This window comes from Aphanothece stagnina RSMan2012, from assembly GCF_046764815.1.
Lineage (GTDB): Bacteria > Cyanobacteriota > Cyanobacteriia > PCC-6307 > Cyanobiaceae > NIES-981.
In genome coordinates, this window is sequence record NZ_JBKOUC010000002.1 from 51,277 (window position 1) to 67,125 (window position 15,849).

The 15,849-nt window shown below is 70.5% G+C and carries 14 protein-coding genes and 1 tRNA gene; 8 read left to right on the top strand and 7 right to left on the bottom strand.

What is annotated here, in order from left to right:
* The first annotated feature begins 66 nt into the window (after window positions 1-66).
* Window positions 67-798, top strand: coding sequence for a pseudouridine synthase (locus tag ACLNEE_RS01910; RefSeq protein ID WP_411424527.1), 732 nt, complete (start codon window positions 67-69; stop codon window positions 796-798).
* A 101-nt stretch (window positions 799-899) separates the two neighbouring features.
* On the top strand, window positions 900-1,697 hold the full coding sequence (locus ACLNEE_RS01915; protein WP_412006718.1) for a helix-turn-helix domain-containing protein: 798 nt from the start codon (window positions 900-902) through the stop codon (window positions 1,695-1,697).
* Window positions 1,698-1,765: 68 nt separating this feature from the next.
* On the opposite strand, the gene malQ is transcribed toward ACLNEE_RS01915, so the two are convergent.
* Window positions 1,766-3,304: a 4-alpha-glucanotransferase gene (gene malQ / locus ACLNEE_RS01920; protein WP_411424525.1), complete on the bottom strand. Its 1,539-nt coding sequence runs from the start codon at window positions 3,302-3,304 to the stop codon at window positions 1,766-1,768.
* On the bottom strand, window positions 3,301-4,524 hold the full coding sequence (locus ACLNEE_RS01925; RefSeq protein WP_412006719.1) for a Coenzyme F420 hydrogenase/dehydrogenase, beta subunit C-terminal domain: 1,224 nt from the start codon (window positions 4,522-4,524) through the stop codon (window positions 3,301-3,303). Before ACLNEE_RS01925 ends, malQ begins: the two co-directional genes overlap by 4 nt.
* Before the next feature lie 98 nt (window positions 4,525-4,622).
* Between ACLNEE_RS01925 and ACLNEE_RS01930 the strand changes: the two genes are divergently transcribed.
* Entirely contained in the window at window positions 4,623-5,684 is a 1,062-nt protein-coding gene (locus ACLNEE_RS01930) for an LCP family protein (RefSeq protein ID WP_411424775.1), read from the top strand.
* Here the strand turns inward: ACLNEE_RS01930 and ACLNEE_RS01935 are convergent.
* Window positions 5,681-6,244: a hypothetical protein gene (locus ACLNEE_RS01935; protein WP_412006720.1), complete on the bottom strand. Its 564-nt coding sequence runs from the start codon at window positions 6,242-6,244 to the stop codon at window positions 5,681-5,683. The genes ACLNEE_RS01930 and ACLNEE_RS01935 overlap by 4 nt on opposite strands.
* A gap of 126 nt (window positions 6,245-6,370) precedes the next feature.
* On the opposite strand from ACLNEE_RS01935, the gene ACLNEE_RS01940 reads away from it, so the two are divergent.
* Window positions 6,371-7,351, top strand: coding sequence for a ribose-phosphate pyrophosphokinase (locus ACLNEE_RS01940; RefSeq protein WP_411424721.1), 981 nt, complete (start codon window positions 6,371-6,373; stop codon window positions 7,349-7,351).
* A complete protein-coding gene (locus ACLNEE_RS01945; RefSeq protein WP_411424720.1) occupies window positions 7,306-8,628 on the top strand; it encodes a glycoside hydrolase family 10 protein in 1,323 nt (440 codons plus the stop codon). The genes ACLNEE_RS01940 and ACLNEE_RS01945 overlap by 46 nt, the downstream gene beginning before the upstream one ends.
* Window positions 8,629-8,644: 16 nt before the next feature.
* Here ACLNEE_RS01945 and pepN read toward each other — a convergent pair whose 3' ends face one another.
* The 3 genes from pepN to ACLNEE_RS01960 all read right to left on the bottom strand — a co-directional run bounded on the left by pepN (window position 8,645) and on the right by ACLNEE_RS01960 (window position 12,465).
* Complete coding sequence (gene pepN, locus ACLNEE_RS01950) at window positions 8,645-11,362, bottom strand: aminopeptidase N (RefSeq protein ID WP_411422254.1); 2,718 nt, start codon at window positions 11,360-11,362, stop codon at window positions 8,645-8,647.
* Window positions 11,363-11,367: 5 nt separating this feature from the next.
* Window positions 11,368-11,874, bottom strand: coding sequence for a hypothetical protein (locus ACLNEE_RS01955; RefSeq protein WP_412006721.1), 507 nt, complete (start codon window positions 11,872-11,874; stop codon window positions 11,368-11,370).
* Window positions 11,875-11,937: 63 nt separating this feature from the next.
* Window positions 11,938-12,465 carry a hypothetical protein gene (locus tag ACLNEE_RS01960; protein ID WP_411422252.1) on the bottom strand — a complete coding sequence of 176 codons (528 nt, stop codon included), beginning with the start codon at window positions 12,463-12,465 and terminating at the stop codon, window positions 11,938-11,940.
* A gap of 114 nt (window positions 12,466-12,579) precedes the next feature.
* Here ACLNEE_RS01960 and ACLNEE_RS01965 point away from each other — a divergent pair, with 114 nt between their 5' ends.
* Together ACLNEE_RS01965 and ACLNEE_RS01970 are read left to right on the top strand one after the other, a co-directional pair.
* Window positions 12,580-13,737 (top strand): histidine kinase, encoded by a 1,158-nt coding sequence (locus ACLNEE_RS01965; RefSeq protein ID WP_411422251.1) that lies wholly within the window; start codon window positions 12,580-12,582, stop codon window positions 13,735-13,737.
* 61 nt (window positions 13,738-13,798) lie between these two features.
* Window positions 13,799-13,871 (top strand) — tRNA-Glu (locus ACLNEE_RS01970).
* 99 nt (window positions 13,872-13,970) lie between these two features.
* On the opposite strand, the gene ACLNEE_RS01975 is transcribed toward ACLNEE_RS01970, so the two are convergent.
* Window positions 13,971-14,489 (bottom strand): SRPBCC family protein, encoded by a 519-nt coding sequence (locus ACLNEE_RS01975; RefSeq protein ID WP_411422250.1) that lies wholly within the window; start codon window positions 14,487-14,489, stop codon window positions 13,971-13,973.
* 176 nt (window positions 14,490-14,665) lie between these two features.
* On the opposite strand from ACLNEE_RS01975, the gene ACLNEE_RS01980 reads away from it, so the two are divergent.
* The gene (locus tag ACLNEE_RS01980) at window positions 14,666-15,832 is read left to right on the top strand and encodes a phycobilisome linker polypeptide (RefSeq protein ID WP_412006722.1); all 1,167 of its coding nucleotides are present in this window, start codon (window positions 14,666-14,668) and stop codon (window positions 15,830-15,832) included.
* Window positions 15,833-15,849 lie beyond the last annotated feature (17 nt).

Sequence of the window (15,849 nt, forward strand, 5' to 3'; positions counted from 1 at the left end):
GAGTTACGAAACTGATTCGTTTCGTAACCCTATCACCACTTTCCCGTCCTCCCCCACGATGGGGTGATGGCCAGGGAGCGCCTCCAGAAACTGATCGCCGCCGCGGGGATCTGTTCGCGGCGGCGGGCCGAGGACCTGCTGCGCAGCGGGCGGGTGCGGGTCAACGGCGCCGTCGCCCAGCTCGGCGACAGGGCCGATCCGGAGCAGGGGGATGCCATCACGCTCGACGGACGTCCCCTGGCCGGGCCGGCCGAGCCGCTGCTGCTGCTGGTCAACAAACCCGTCGGCCTGCTGTCGACCTGCTCCGACCCCCATGGCCGACCCACCGTGCTGGATCTGCTCCCCGCCGACCTGCGCGAGGGCCGGGGCCTCCACCCGATCGGGCGCCTCGACGCCGACAGCCGCGGCGCCCTGCTGCTCACCAACCAGGGGGATCTGACCCTGCGGCTCAGCCACCCCCGCTATGGCCACCGCAAGCGCTACCGCGTGTGGGTGACGGGGGTCCCCTCCGCCGACACCCTCAAGCGCTGGGCGGCAGGGGTTCCGCTCGACGGCAGGCCCAGCCAGCCGGTGGCGGTGCGGGTGCTGCGCCGCAGCGGCGGGGCCACCTGCCTGGAGGTGGTGATGGGGGAGGGCCGCAACCGCCAGATCCGGCGCACGGCCGAGGGCCTCGGGCACCCCGTGCGGGATCTGCAGCGGGTGGCAATCGGCCCCCTGCGCCTGGGAAACCTGCCCGAGGGGCACTGGCGGGCCCTCGATCGCCAAGAATGGCAGGCCCTGGCCGAGCATCCCTCCTGAGCCGCCCCTCTGCCCCCCCGCGCGCGCGCTTCGGCCGGTTCTGGCGCTGGGGCCGTGGTCGCACCTCGCCCGCGGCTGACGCGGTCTCGGCAGACCCGCTGGTGTCTGCCGGCCAGCGGCTGCGCCAACGCCGCGAGGAGCGCCAGCTGACCCTGCGGGAGCTCGCCCTGGAGACCCGGATCAGCACACCCGTGCTCGAGGCCCTGGAACGGGGCTGGCGCGACCGTCTCCCCGAGGCGACCTACCTGCGCACGATGCTGCCGCTGATCGAGCGGCATCTGGATCTGGAGCCCGGCAGCCTGGAGGTGGTGCTGCCCGCCAGCCCGGCCCCCGCCGACAACCGGCGGCGGGAGGGTCTGCTGCGCCGCTTCACCCCCGGCTCGATCGACGTCTTCACCACCTGGCAGGGCACCCTGGTCTACGGGGTGCTGACCCTGGGGCTGGTGTATGGCCTCAACCTGCAGCAACAGCAGCTGGCGGCAGAAGGGCTGGTGGTGCTGCGGCCGATCCCACCGTTGCCCCCCGAGGAACAGGCCCGGCAACCCGGGGCCGAACAGGTGCTGCTGGCGATCTATCCCGACCTCCGCCCCCTCGACCGGGCGGCCGCCGGACGGGGCCTCAAGCTGCTCGGAACGGGTACCCCCCGGCAGCAGCGGGAGGAGGCCCGCGGCGAGCTGATGGTGCGGCTGGCCTCACCGGCCCAGCTGCGCCTGGAGACCGGCCGCGGCGTCACGACCGAACTGAAGGGAGCCAGTGGGGAACTGGCCCTCGAGATCAGTGGGCCCTGGACCCTGCGCCTCACCCCGGCTCCGGCCGAAGCGGACGCGGTCCGCTGGAATGGGCTCGCCGTGACGGCCAGCCCCGGGCAGCCCACCACCTACCGCCGGCCGGACCGGTAGGTGGTCGACCGGTAGGGGGTGGACCGGGCCGAACCGGGCCCACCCCGGGGGCCCATCGCAGCGGGGGCTCAGGCCCGCCGGTGGCGGCGTGCCATCTCACCGAGGCCCTTGAGGGGCCCCTCCAGGCTTGCGATCGGGCTCTGCAGCCGCCAGGTCCAGTTTCCCGAGCCGGTGCCCGGTGTGTTGAAGCGGGAGCGGTCGTCGAGTTCCAGCAGGTCCTGCACCGGCGCGATGGCCAGGTCGGCCTCCGTGGCCATGGCGGCCTCGAGAAGCTGCCAGGCCGGGGCGGTGATCGGCTCCCCCAGTGCCTGCTCCACCCGCCAGCGTTCGTCACCATCCATGGCCTGCCACCAGCCGGTGGTGGTGGCGTTGTCATGGGTGCCGGTGTAGACGACCCAGCGTCGTCCGTGGATGTTGGCCGGGAGGTAGGGATTGTCCTCGTCGCCATTGAAGGCGAACTGGAGGATCTTCATGCCGGGGAGGGAGAAACGATCCCGCAGCGCCTCGACCGGCGGGGTGATGACCCCCAGGTCCTCCGCGATCAGGGGCAGCCGCCCATCCTTCTGCAGGCGACCCTTCTGGGCGCAGCGCAGCCAGAGCAGCCCCAGCAGCACACCTCCGGGGGAGCGGCGCCAGCGGCCGTTCGTGGCCGTGGTGTCCGCGCCCGGCACACTCCAGAAGGACTCCAGGGCGCGGAAGTGGTCGAGCCGCAGCCGGTCGAACAGCGCGAACTGACGGCCGAGCCGGGCCAGCCACCAGCCGAAGCCGCTGAGCCAGTGGCGCCACCAGCGGTACACCGGGGTGCCCCAGAGCTGACCGGTGGCCGAGAAGTAGTCGGGTGGCACCCCGCTCTGCTGCTCCAGCCCCCCATCCCCGCCGAGGGAGAACAGGCCGGGGTGGCACCAGACATCGGCGCTGTCGTGGGCCACGTAGAAGGGCAGATCGCCCACCAGATCGACGTCGAGCTGCTGGGCGCGGTGACGCAGCGCTTCCCACTGGCACTGCAGATGCCACTGCAACAGGGCCTGCTCCAGCAGGGGGCCCGCCTGCTCCCGGTCAAGGCGGCGCAGAGGGGCCCGATCCCGCCGGGCCAGCGGCGCCGGCCAGAGCCACCAGGGCCGGTTGCCGTGCATCTCCCGCAGCACCATGAAGCGGCAGTGGTCCGCCAGCCAGTGGCTCTGCTGCAGGGTCCAGGAGCGGAAGGCGGCCTGCTGCGCGGGGGGCTGCTGGGGCCAGCGCCGGGCCAGGGCGGCGGCCAGCGCGGCCGTGCGGCCGGGCATCAGCGCCAGATCCACCCGCTCGCTCGATCCATGGTCGGGCAGAGCCTGCCGGTCCGCCTCGGTCAGAGCCCCCTCCGCGACCAGCCGGTCCACGTCGAGCAGCCAGGGATTGAGCGCCGAGCCGCTGGGGGAGCTGTAGGGGGAGCCGGTGCTGTCGGTCGGGGCGAGGGGCAGCAACTGCCAGACCCCGACACCATGGCGAGCCAGCAGCTCCAACCAGGCATGGGCGGCCTCGCCCAGGGTGCCGCAGGGTCCGGGGCCCGGCAGGGCGGTGGGGTGCAGCAGGACACCGCAGCGGCGACGGTTCGAACCCGAGGGGCTGCTCACGCTGCCGGCAGCCGGTAGCGGCTGATGATCCTCTTGGCGAAGGCGGGGATGTGGGCGTCGGCCTTGCCGGGGTGGTGACGCCTCACCCAGAGGGCATTGCGGGTGAAGTGGGAGTCGATCGAGAAGCGCCCATACTCCAGCCCCTGGGGACCGATGCGCTGCACGAAGAAGCCGACCAGTTCAGCCAGCCAGCGGGGGAGCCTGACCGCCCGGTCGTAGGCCTCGATGCCCTGCTGCACCGCTGCCCGCCGGTCGCCGCGGCTGGTGACCGGGGCCACCTCCAGCTCGGGCGCCACCAGATCCAGCAGCACCTGGCCCCGGGGGTTGCGGACGGTGATCCACTGGCGGCCGAAGGTCGCCCCCATGTAACCGACGACGAGATCGGCACCGGCATTGGTGTAGTCGAAGCAGCTGAGGCAGCTGGGGGCGAAGACATCCTTGAGCCTGGGGGTGTCCAGGCCGAAGAACGGCACCGTCTCGGTGCGGCCGTCGCTGTGGCGGAAGTGGATGCGGAAGTCCTGCATGAACTCGTAGTGCACCACGGTCTCCGGGGAACTGACCGTGCTCTCCAGAAACGTCTGCAGACCCTGGCGGGACACGTTGTCCACACAGGGCAGGCCGAGCACGTAGAGCTCGTCGAGCGGGAGGGTGTGCTGGACAGCCCGCAGGGCCTGGATCTGGCAGCCGACCCCGATCGCCAGCAGGCGGCGGATCCCGCTGCCAGGCAGCTGCTCGAGCACCTCCAGGTTGGGGGAGAGGGTGGGCTTGTTGACCCGGGCCGCCAGCACCTCGGCGGGGGTGCGGGCCAGCCGCGGCACGGGCGTGAAGCGGTCTTCCGGACTCTGGCCCACGCAGAGCACGGCATCCACCAGGCCGGTTTCCAGCGCCCGCACGCCGATGCGGCTGACGATGCCGGTCCACTGGGCCCCCTCGAGGGGCTGGCGCAGCCGGGCGGTGAGCATGCGCTGCTGCACGCCGAAGTAGAGCTCGTCCTCGTTCTCGAGGTCGCGGCTGCGGCCGTGGGCCCCACGCTCCATCGCCTCGAAACGCTGGGTGAGGAAGGCGCAGCTGTCGCGCACGTAGGCGACCCAGCGGCTGTCACAGAGGCCGCACTGGCTGCAGAGGTCCTTGGCCGGATAGATGCTCCCCTTGGCCAGGGGGCGGGCCCGCTCATGGGGTGCCTGGACGCGGCCGGCGGAGGATGGTGGAGGGGCCGGCACGCGAAGGCCTGTCGCTGGACCACAACCTAGACGGACCGTCCCTCCAGGGGGTGAGCCAAAGTGGTTGCCCCGTGACGAATGGGCGCCCAGCGAACCCGATGCCCCCTCGCCCCTCGCCCCCTTCCGCCGCCACCGCCGGGCAGCAGCCTCCCCGCGCCGGGGGAGCCAGGCCCACGGCAGCCCGCCCAACCCTCCGCGCCCGCCTGGCCGTGCGGCTGGGACTGGCGGGTCTGGGCATCCTCGGCGGGCTGGGCCTGCTGGGGATCCTCTGGTCGAAGCCCGACCCGGGGCTGGAGGCCCAGCAGGAACGGAGCATCGCGGATCTGGCCAAGCCCCCCAACCGCCCCGTGACCGTGCTGGTGATCGGGGTGGATGCCGACCGGCTCACCGACCCCACCAACAAGGCCGCTCCCCCCGGCCCCGCCAACGCCGACGCGCTGCTGCTGCTGCGGGTCAATCCCGGCGGACCGCTGCAGGTGCTGGGCGTGCCCACCAGCCTGGCCGTGAAACTGCCGGGCCAGACGCAGCTCCTGCCCCTCGGCAGCCTCTACCGGCGCGGGGGACCCGCCCTCACCGCCGATGCGGTGCGGGACCTGGTGGGCCTGGAGCCCGGCAAGCCTGACCGCTACCTGGTGGTCAGCCGCGGCGCCCTGCGAAGCCTCGTGGACGGACTCGGCTCGGTGGAGGTGAACCCCTCCGCCACCATGCGCTACAGCGACAAGCGCCAGGGGCTGACGATCGATCTGCAGGGGGGACTGCAGCGCCTCAAGGGACAGCAGCTGGAACACCTGGCCCGCTACCGCGACCCGGCACGGCCGGTGGAGAGCCGGCTGGCCAACCAGCAGGAGGTGGTGCGCAGCCTGCTCAAGGAGCTGAGCCTGACGAGCCAGGTCGATGCCCTGCCGGAGCTGGTCGAGAAACTGCGCGAGGAGGTGGACACCAACCTCAGCCCCGCCGAGGTGCTGAGCCTGATGGCCGCGTCCGTTGGGGCCGATCCCCCCACCCAGTTCAGCACCCTTCCCCTGGCCCCTCCCCGGAGCGGCGGCAAGGACAAGGGCGGGCCCCAGCAGCTGCGGGAGATGGCCCGCTCGGCCCCGGATCCCCTCTGGCCCGAACCAGCCCCGCCCGAACCGGCTGGGGAGAGGGCCCAGGCCCCCTAGTCCGCCCCCTCGGCCGCCCCCTCGGCCGCCGGGGCCAGATCGAGGCGGGCACAGGCCAGGGCGAGGGCGAGGGCCAGATCGGGAGTCTCCAGGGCCCCGTCAGCTTCGCCGCGGCGACTGGCCTCCACCACCCCGAGCCAGGGCAGGCCCTGCCGCCGCCGCAGCTCGGGCCGCCAGGGCAGGCCCCACTGGATCAGGCCGGCCAGGGGCACGCCCTCCTGACGCGCCAGGGCGACCATGGCCGCCGCGAGGCCGCTCGCCTGCTGCTCGGCGGTGATCAGCAGCAGCGCAGGCTGCCGCCAGGCCCCCAGGGCCTCCGCCCAGGTGCTGCCATCAGCCAGGGGCTCACCGGGGTCGAGCGGCAACGGCACCAGGGCTCCGCTGCCGGAGCTGGACGCGCGTTCCGCCAGGGCCGCCAGCCCCCCGTGGGGATCGGCGGGCGGCAGCGGTGCCTCCAGGCTCAGAGCGAGGGCGGAGGCCAGCACCGGGCCGGCCGTGGCCGTCAGGGCCGCGACCTCCGGGGCCCTGCCGGCGCCCAGCAACACGAGGGCGGGGGGCAAGGGGGGCAACCGCCCGCCAGAAAGCGTCATGGTTATTTGCACTCCAGCAGGCAGGCTCGCTTCTACCATCGGGGTTCAGCCGACGCGCCCGCGCCCGCCGTGACCAGTTTTCTCACCGCTGATCGGCTGGCACAGGAGCGCGCCCACACCGATCCAGGCCACGACACCCGCCGCCTGCGGCTGTTCAGCGGGACGTCCAACCAGGAGCTGGCCCGCGAGATCGGCGCCTACCTGGGGGTTCCCGACGGCCCGCGGGTGATCAAGCGCTTCGCCGACGGCGAGACCTACATCCAGATCCAGGAATCGATCCGCGGCTGTGACGTCTTTCTGATGCAGCCCACCTGCGCGCCGGTGAACGATCACCTGATGGAGCTGCTGATCATGGTGGACGCCTGCAGGCGGGCCTCCGCCCGCCAGGTCACGGCGGTGATTCCCTACTACGGCTATGCCCGCGCCGACCGCAAGACGGCCGGGCGTGAATCGATCACCGCCAAGCTGGTGGCCAACCTCCTCACCAAGAGCGGGGTCGACCGGGTGCTGGCGATGGACCTCCATTCCTCCCAGATCCAGGGCTACTTCGACATTCCCTGCGACCACATCTACGGATCACCCGTGCTGGTCGACTATCTCCAGACCCTCGACCTGGGCGAGGTGGTGGTGGTGTCCCCGGATGTGGGTGGGGTGGCCCGGGCCCGGGCCTTCGCCAAGCAGATGAACGATGCCCCCCTGGCCATCATCGACAAGCGCCGCGCTGCCCACAACGTGGCCGAAAGCCTCACCGTGATCGGCGATGTGGCCGGCAAGACGGCCATCCTGATCGACGACATGATCGACACCGGCGGAACGATCTGCCAGGGAGCCCGGCTGCTGCGCCGCAACGGGGCGGCCCGGGTCCTCTGCTGTGCAACCCACGCCGTGTTCTCCCCGCCCGCCACGGAACGGCTCTCCGAGCCTGGACTGTTCGAGGAGGTGGTGGTGACCAACAGCATCCCCCTGGCGCAGGAGCGCCGCTTCCCCCAGCTGCGGGTGCTATCGGTAGCCAACATGCTGGGAGAGGCCATTTGGCGCATCCACGAGGAGAGCTCGGTCAGCTCGATGTTCCGCTGACCCCGCTGGCGCCCCCTCCCCTGGCGCCCCAGCCCCGCCTGGCGCCCCTGCCGCGCCTTGCGCCCCTGAAGCGGTTCAGCCGCCTCAAGGCCCTGCTGCCGGTGGGCCTGAATCTGCTGCTGGCGGCGGCCTTCAGCCTGCCGAGCCCCGCGCCAGCCCGCCAGAAGCCACCCGTGCAGCCGCGCATCGGTGTCTGGCTGACCAACAGCCCCAGCCCCCTCTACTACGACCCGGCACGCCTCGACCAGGCCGTGGCCGACCTGGCCGACAGCGGCTTCACCACCCTCTACCCCAACGTCTGGAGCCGCGGCACCACCTTCCACCGCTCGCGCCACGCCCCGATGGAGCCGGCGCTGGCCAAGGCCAACCCCAACCTCGATCCGATCTGCCGGATGACCCGCCAGGCGCAGCGCCGCGGCATGGAGGTGATCCCCTGGTTCGAGTACGGCCTGATGGAACCGGGCCAGGCCGCGATCGTGAGCGAGAAACCCGAATGGGTGCTCCAGCGCCGCGACGGCAGCACCGCCTACCCGATGCACGGCCAGACGATGGTGTGGCTCAACCCGGCCCACCCCGGCGTGCGCGAGCGCTTCATCGGCCTGATTCTCGAAGTGGTGCAGCGCTGCGGCGTGGACGGCATCCAGCTCGATGACCATTTCGCCTGGCCGGTGGAGCTGGGCTATGACCCCTACACCCGCCAGCTCTACCGCACCGAGACCGGCCGGGAGCCCCCCGACAATCACCTCGACCGCTACTGGATGAAGTGGCGCCGCCAGCAGCTCACCAGTCTGCTGCGGGAGCTGCGCCAGCGGCTGCGGGATTTCGACGCCACCCCGGCCAAGGGCGGGCGCACCCCTCGGCGGGAGCGGGTGATCAGCCTCTCGCCCGGCCCCTTCCGCTTCGCCTACAACCGCTGGCTGCAGGACTGGGAGCTCTGGTCGGTGGGGGAGCTGGTCGACGACCTGATCGTGCAGAACTACGCCTACTCCGTGAAGGGCTTCGCCAAGGACCTCGACCAGCCGGCCCTGGTCAAGGCCAAGGGCTGGGGCATGCCCGTGGAGATCGGCATCCTGGCGGGCTTCGGCGGTCGCACCCCGGACATGGCCACCCTGCGGGAGAAGGTGCTGCTGGCCACCGGCCGGGGCCATGGGGTCATCTACTTCTACTGGGAGGGGCTGTGGGGGCTCCATGCCGGACCCGAGGGCGGCGCCGCGCGGCGCGCCGCCTTCCGCCGGCTGCACCAGGAGATCCGCTCAGGCCTACCCGGCAGCAGGTAGGGGCAGAGGCCAGGGCTCAGGGGCCCTCTCCAACGCCCTCTGCAGCCGCGAGACACTGGTCCACCACCTCGCGGGTGTTGGTGGAGAGCTCAGCGGCGGCCAGCTCGGAGAGGGCGTCCCGCATGCGATGGCGGCGTTCGGGGCCATAGCTCTGCCAGCGGCTGAACACCTTGGCCATGCGGGAGGCGGTGATCGGGTTGCGGTGATCCAGCGCGGCGATCTGCGCCGCCATGAAGCGATACCCCCGCCCATCGGCGGCGTGGAAGACCGGGGTGTTGCCCGCCAGTCCCCCCAGCACAGCCCGCACGGAATTGGGCGCGGCCGGGTCGTAGCGCGGATGCTCCAGCAGGCGGGCCACCCGCTCCAGCCCATCCTGGAAGGGGGCTGAGGCCTCCAGAGCGAACCAGGCATCGAGGATCACCGGCCGGTCCTGCCAGCGCCGGTAGAAGGCCTCCAGGGCAGCCTGCCGTTCCGGCACCGCCAGACACTGCAGGGCGCGCAGGCCGGCACGGGCCAGGGTCATCGAGGGACCGTCGACGGCGTGGCGGGCCGCCTGCAGCACATCGGCATCGCCGGCCGCGGCCCGCCAGGCCCAGATCGTGCCGGTGAGACGGCGGGCACCGCTGCCCTCGGGCCAGGACAGGCCCCACTGGGGCCGGCAGCGGTCCAGGGCGGAGCGCAGCGGATCGGCCAGGGCTTCGCCGAACAGCCGCTGCAGGGCCAGCAGGGCCTCGAACAGGGCCGGAGGATCCGGCTCGGCAGCGGCATCCTCCAGCTCCGGCAGGCCCGGCAGGGCCATCAGCACACTGCGGCTGGCCTCGGAGAGAACGGGATCCTCCAGGATGCGCTGGAACGCCACGACCAGGGCTTCCTCCAGCCCCCCATCCGGGTGGCCGGCGGCCCGGGCGAGGACCGCCTGGCGCAGCAGCAGCTGGGCCGCATCCCAGCGGGCGAAGGGGTCGCTGTCGTGGGCCAGCAGATGCACCAGCTCGCTGCTGGGTCGACCCAGCGCGAGCTTCACCGGAGCCGAGAAACCACGCAGCAGCGAGAGGGCCGGCGGATGGGGCTGGCGGGGCAGCCCCACCAGCCGCAGGCTCTGGTCCTCCCGGTCAATCACCAGCAGGCGGGTGCCCCGGCCCCAGGGCAGCGAGGACCCGGGGAGTGCATCGGGATCCTCCCCCTCGAACCGCACCGGCAGGGGGAGGCCCGCCTGGTCGATCAGCCCCATCGCCAGGGGGATCACCAGGGGCAGCTTGTCCGGCTGCCCCGGCGTGGCTGGGGTGTGCTGACGGATCTGCAGCTCCAGCAGGCCGGCCTCGCCATCCCAGTGGCGGCGGATGTGCAGTTCCGGAGTGCCGGCCTGGTGGTACCAGCGGCGGAACTGCTCCCCGGAAAAGCTGGGGAGGGCAGGGCTGCCCTCGGCCCAGGCCCGCTCGGCGGCATCCAGCATCGCCTGCAGGAAGTCGTCGCAGGTGGCGGCACTGCCGTCATGGCGGCTCACATACAGCGCCATGCCCTGCATGAAGGTCTCCTCGCCCAGCAGGGTGTGGAGGGTTCTGATCACCTCAGCACCCTTTTCGTAGATCGTCGTCGTGTAGAAATTATCGATGGCCTGGTAAGCGTCCGGCTGCACCGGATGGGCCGTGGGGCCGGCATCCTCCCGGAACTGGGTGTTGCGCAGCAGCGAAACGTTCTCGATGCGATTCAGGGCCTGGCCGTGGAGATCGGCCGTGAAACTCTGATCCCGAAAGACGGTGAGTCCTTCCTTGAGCGAGAGCTGGAACCAGTCCCTGCAGGTGATGCGGTTGCCGGTCCAGTTGTGGAAGTACTCATGGGCCACTACGCTCTCGATGCGCTCGAGCTCTGCATCGGTGGCGGTTTCGGCATCGGCCAGCACGAGCTTGGAGTTGAAGATATTGAGACTCTTGTTCTCCATGGCGCCCATGTTGAAGTGGCGCACGGCGACGATGTTGAACTCGTCGAGGTCGTATTCGAGGCCATAGCGCTGCTCATCCCAGGCCATCGCCCGCTTGAGCGAGGCCATCGCGTGGGCGGTGTACGGCGCATCGCCCGGCTCCACATGGATGCGCAGCTTCACCGGGCGGCCGCTGGCCGTGGTGAACAGGTCGCTCACCTCCTCCAGGCGCCCGGCCACCAGCGCGAAGAGATAGGAGGGCTTGGGGAACGGGTCATCCCAGACCGCGTAGTGGCGCCCCTGGCCGGCGGGATCCTCCAGCAGGCCGGCCTCGATGCAGTTGCCGTTGGAGAGGAGCACCGGGCAGGCCTGGCGATCGGCCTCGATCCGTACCCGGAACGGACTGAGCAGATCGGGGCGGTCGGGATGAAAGGTGATGCGCCGGAAGCCCTCGGCCTCGCACTGGGTGGTGAACAGCCCACCGCTGACGTAGAGCCCCTCGAGGGTGGTGTTGGTCTCCGGGTGGAGCCGCACACGGCTCTCCAGCACGAACGGCCGGGCCGGCGGGGCCTCGAGCACCAGGCCATCCTCCAGCAGGCGGCAGGCCGGGGGCGCCAGCGCCACGCCATCGAGCCGGAGCTCCAGCAGCTCCAGTTCCAACCCCCGCAGCAGCAGGGGGCCGGGGAAACCCGCGGGGTTCGGCACGAGCTCCAGCCGGGTGTCGACCTCGGTGTGATCGGCGAAGAGCCGCACCGTCAGGTCGGTGCGCGCGATCAGGCAGGGGCTGGGACGGTAGTCCGCGAGGCGCACCGTGGCCATGGGGCTCAGTTGCGGGTGGGTGGGGTCTGGGCGGGTTTCGGCGTCTCGGGCGTCTCGGTGGCGCCGGCCTGCTTCAGGGCGGCATCCACCATGCTGCGCACCTCGTCCGGCACCTCCTTCGGGCAGACCTCCGCGGCGCCCAGAACCGCGGAGTTGATCGATCCCTTGCGGAGATCCTCCAGGCTCAGGGGCTTGGCCCCCACCTGGGTGATGGCACCGGCATGCTGGCCCTGGATCACCTGGGCGATCGTCTCCCCGGCGATGGCGACGGCCTTGTCGAACTCCACGCCTGCCGCCCGGGCGATGCAGACGTTGACGGCGGCGATGCGGGTGTAGAGATCCATCTCCGCTTCGGTGGCCGGAGCGGCCAGGGCTGGGGCGGCTGCCCACCACAACGGCAGAGCCAGGGCAGGGGCCAGCAGCAGCAGGCCGTAGCGGCGGAGCAGGAACACCAGGCAGCGGATCCGGATGGTTCCATGCTGCTGCATCGCCCGCTCCGGCGATCGCGGCATGGGGCGACCGGAGCGGGCACGCACAGCCAGGGAACGGCCAGGCAGGGCAGGGGAAGCCAGTGCTCAGGCCACCAGGGCGACCCCGGCCTCCTCGACCCGGATCTCATGGTGGGTCTCCGCCAGCTCCAGGGCGCCGTCCCGCCAGGAATAGATCGACCGGGCGCGGTAGCGGTCCTGATCCACCAGACGGATGTGCTCGAGGATGTCCCATTCCTGGAAGTGGGACTCGAAGATCAGCTCGTGCTCATCCACCTGCCGGATCTGGCTCTTGGTGGGGCTGCCGCAGAGGTAGCCGCGGCTGCGCCGCAGCTGGTGCCCACACAGGTAGGCCTCCATGGTGCCGGTGGGAACGAAGCGGGGTTTGCGCTCGAAGAAGGCGTGGTCCTCGTCGGGCCACCAGGTGAACCGGTAGGCGGCCTCCCCTTCGATCGGCTCGGAGAAGGCTTCCACCCGCAGCATCATGTCGACCCGCAGGGCCTCCCCATCCGAGAAGAAATACAGCCGGCGGGAGCGCCACAGACCCAGGTTGCGGGAAAACCAGCGCCGCAGGCTGCTGTCCAGCTGGATCCGGCTTGGGGCGGCACTGCGCATGGGTTGGGAACACCAGTCCTGGGAAGGGGCCTGATCCGGACGACCGGTCAGGACACGTTCCTTTTCTCATAGCCACGATGGACCGGCCATGCCCAGACCCCATAACGTGGCTGCGTGAGCACGGATCCCTCGCTGACAGGCGCGCTCCCCGGCGAGCGGCAGGTTCTCCAGTTGTTGCTGGTGGCTACCAGCCATCATCTGGCCAGTCCTGATCTGCGCACCCTGCTCCAGTTCCTCCGCCAGGAGGAGCTGGGTTTCGAGGTCAACCTGGAGATCGCCGATCCCCGGCGTCAGCCCGAACTGCTGGAGCTGCACCGGCTGCTGGCCACCCCCGCCCTGGTCAAGCTGGCCCCACCCCCCAAACAGGTGTTCGCGGGCAATCCGATCACCCAGCGGCTGCAGAGCTGGCTGCCCCGCTGGCAGCACGTGGAGGCGGTCAAGGGTCTGGGTCTGCAGCCGAACTCCCTGGACTTCGATGGCAGCCGCTCCCAGCGGGAACTGCAACTGGAGGACCAACTGCTGGTGCTGCGTCAGGAGAACGAGACCCTGATCGAGCGCCTCGGCGTCCAGGAGCGCCTGCTCCGCATGGTCGCCCACGAACTGCGCACCCCGCTCACGGCGGCCAAGCTGGCCATGCAGAGCCACGCCCTCGGCCAGATCGATGAACGCCGCTTCCAGGATGTGGTGCGGCGGCGGCTCAACGACATCGAGGAGCTCTCCAAGGACCTGCTGGAGGTGGGAACGACCCGCTGGGAGGCCCTGTTCAACCCGAAGCGTCTGAGCCTGGGGAAGCTGGCGGCGGAAACCATCCTGGAGCTGGAGAAGCTGTGGGTGGGGCGGGAGCTGCGCCTGGTGACCGACATCCCGGCCGACCTGCCGGACGTGTTCGGCGATGAGCGGCGGATGCACCAGGTGCTGCTCAACCTGCTGGAGAACGCCTTCAAGTACACCCCGGAGCAGGGCAAGGTGAGCCTGACCCTGCTGCACCGCACCGACCAGTGGGTGCAGGTGAGCATCTGCGACAGCGGCCCCGGCATCCCAGCGGAGGAACAGCAGCGGATCTTCCAGGACCGCGTGCGCCTGCCGCAGACCGCCGACACCACCTCGGGCTACGGGGTGGGGCTCTCGGTCTGCCGGCGGATCGCCGAAGTCCATGGCGGCCGGATCTGGGTGGCGTCCCAGCCGGGGGAAGGGGCCTGCTTCCACGTGACCGTGCCGGTCTGGACCGGACAGCGCCAGGCTGCCTTGACGAAGGGTCACCCTGACCCGTAGCTTCCTTCCATCAGCACAACGGCCAAGACACCAGTCCTGAAGCCGTTCCTGCTGTGGCCTCGCCCCCATCGTCTAGAGGCCTAGGACACCTCCCTTTCACGGAGGCGACAGGGGTTCGAATCCCCTTGGGGGTATGCATCCAGCTTCCGTTGCGGGCGGAAGCGCAACGCTCACGCTGGACGTCCTATACCAGGTCCCTCCGCCGGCTCAGCGGGGGCTGATGAGGCCGGTTCTCAGGCGAGTCCGGCGCGGCGCATGGCTTCGAGCTGAACACCCCGCAGGTTGTTGGCCAGGTCGTCCCGCAGCCGCTGCTCGATCAGCCCGATCGGCATGCCGGGGCGGCCCTGCACGATCAGTTCGTAGAGAAGGCTGGTGATCGAGCCGTCGTGGTGGATCCGCCACATGCCCTCGAAGCGCCGGAAATCACCCCGGTTCATCGCGAAACGCAGCTCACCGGCTTCGCGGTCTTCCTCGAGTTCCAGCTCCACCTTGGCGGTGAAGCGCATCCCGCAGAACTGCTGGGTGCCCACCTGCTCGAGGCAGACCCGGTTGCCACGACGCCAGAGCTGGCGGGAGCTGGCGAGGTTGGGGATGAAGCGGCTGAGATTGGCGTAATCGGTCAGCACGCTCCAGAGAAAATCCGGCTCGAGGCCCAGCCGCAGCTGCACAGCCAGGCGGCGGGTCCCCTGGGACAGCCGCTCCATGTCCTGCTGGATGGTGTCGAGACTGCAGCTGCCGCTGAAGGAAGACATCGGCCCAGGGGCCTCGGGCCCGGCAGTCGAGGACGGAGCAACGAGAGGCGATGCGAGGAGCTGCGCCAACGGGAGCTGTGTGTGCTGCGGCACAAACCTAAGCCGTTCCGCCAGAGATCGACGGTTCGGTGTGTTTCCTATGATCAGCCGGATTTTTTGCCGGAGACCCAGCCATCATGCGTGTTTCAACGGGCAGCGCCTCTCAGTCCGACAGCCGCATGGTCACCGTGGTGGTCGAAGCCTTCGGCATCGGCCGCCAACGTCAGGCTGAACGACGTTTCACGGTGCCCTTCCCCCAGCTGCAGAGCACGATGCAGACCATCGCCCGCCAGGGTGGTCGCATCACCGCCGTCGAGGTCGCCGGCGCGCTCTCGGCGACGGCCACCGACGCCCCCGCAGCCTCCCCTGCCCCGGCCCCCGCCGCTGCTCCTTCGAAACCCGCCGCCGTGTCCCACGCCGCCGTTCCCGTCAACCTCTACAAGCCGAAGGACCCGTTCCTGGGCACCGTCACCGAGAACTACAGCCTGCTGGCGGAGGGGGCCATCGGCCGGGTGAACCACATCACCTTCGACCTGGCCGGTGGCGATCCCCAGCTCCACTACGTGGAAGGCCAGAGCATCGGCATCATTCCCGACGGCACCGATGCCAACGGCAAACCCCACAAGCTGCGCCTCTACTCGATCGCCAGCACCCGCCACGGCGACAACATGGCCGATCACACGGTCTCCCTCTGTGTGCGCCAGCTGCAGTACGAGAAGGACGGCGAGACCATCAACGGCGTCTGCTCCACCTTCCTGTGCGACATCGAGCCCGGTGCCAAGGTGAAGATCACCGGCCCGGTGGGCAAGGAGATGCTCCTGCCCGAAGACGAGGAGGCCAACGTGATCATGCTGGCCACCGGCACGGGGATCGCTCCGATGCGCGCCTATCTGCGCCGCATGTTCGAGCCTTCCGAGCGCGAGAAGAACGGCTGGAACTTCCGCGGCAAGGCCTGGCTGATCATGGGTGTGCCCACCACGGCCAACCTGCTCTACGACGCCGATTTCGAGCACTACCAGAGCCAGTTCCCGGACAACTTCCGCTACACCAAGGCGATCAGCCGCGAGCAGAAGAACGCCAAGGGCGGCCGCATGTACATCCAGGACCGGGTGCTGGAGAACGCCGAGGAGATCTTCACGATGATCGAAGATTCCAGGACCCACGTCTACATGTGCGGCCTGCGGGGCATGGAGCCCGGCATCGACGAAGCGATGACCGCCGCGGCTTCGGCCAAGGGCATCGACTGGAGCGAGCTGCGGCCCCAGCTCAAGAAGGCCGACCGCTGGCACGTGGAGACCTACTGATCTGCGGGCCACTGAAC

What these genes read in the sequence shown, in the direction of transcription:
- ACLNEE_RS01980 (WP_412006722.1), top strand. Translation starts at nt 14,666, where the DNA reads ATGCGTGTTTCAACGGGCAGCGCCTCTCAGTCCGACAGCCGCATGGTC.
- ACLNEE_RS01930 (WP_411424775.1), top strand. Translation starts at nt 4,623, where the DNA reads ATGCCCCCTCGCCCCTCGCCCCCTTCCGCCGCCACCGCCGGGCAGCAG.
- ACLNEE_RS01955 (WP_412006721.1), bottom strand. Translation starts at nt 11,874, where the DNA reads ATGCCGCGATCGCCGGAGCGGGCGATGCAGCAGCATGGAACCATCCGG.
- ACLNEE_RS01975 (WP_411422250.1), bottom strand. Translation starts at nt 14,489, where the DNA reads ATGTCTTCCTTCAGCGGCAGCTGCAGTCTCGACACCATCCAGCAGGAC.
- pepN (WP_411422254.1), bottom strand. Translation starts at nt 11,362, where the DNA reads ATGGCCACGGTGCGCCTCGCGGACTACCGTCCCAGCCCCTGCCTGATC.
- ACLNEE_RS01960 (WP_411422252.1), bottom strand. Translation starts at nt 12,465, where the DNA reads ATGCGCAGTGCCGCCCCAAGCCGGATCCAGCTGGACAGCAGCCTGCGG.
- ACLNEE_RS01910 (WP_411424527.1), top strand. Translation starts at nt 67, where the DNA reads ATGGCCAGGGAGCGCCTCCAGAAACTGATCGCCGCCGCGGGGATCTGT.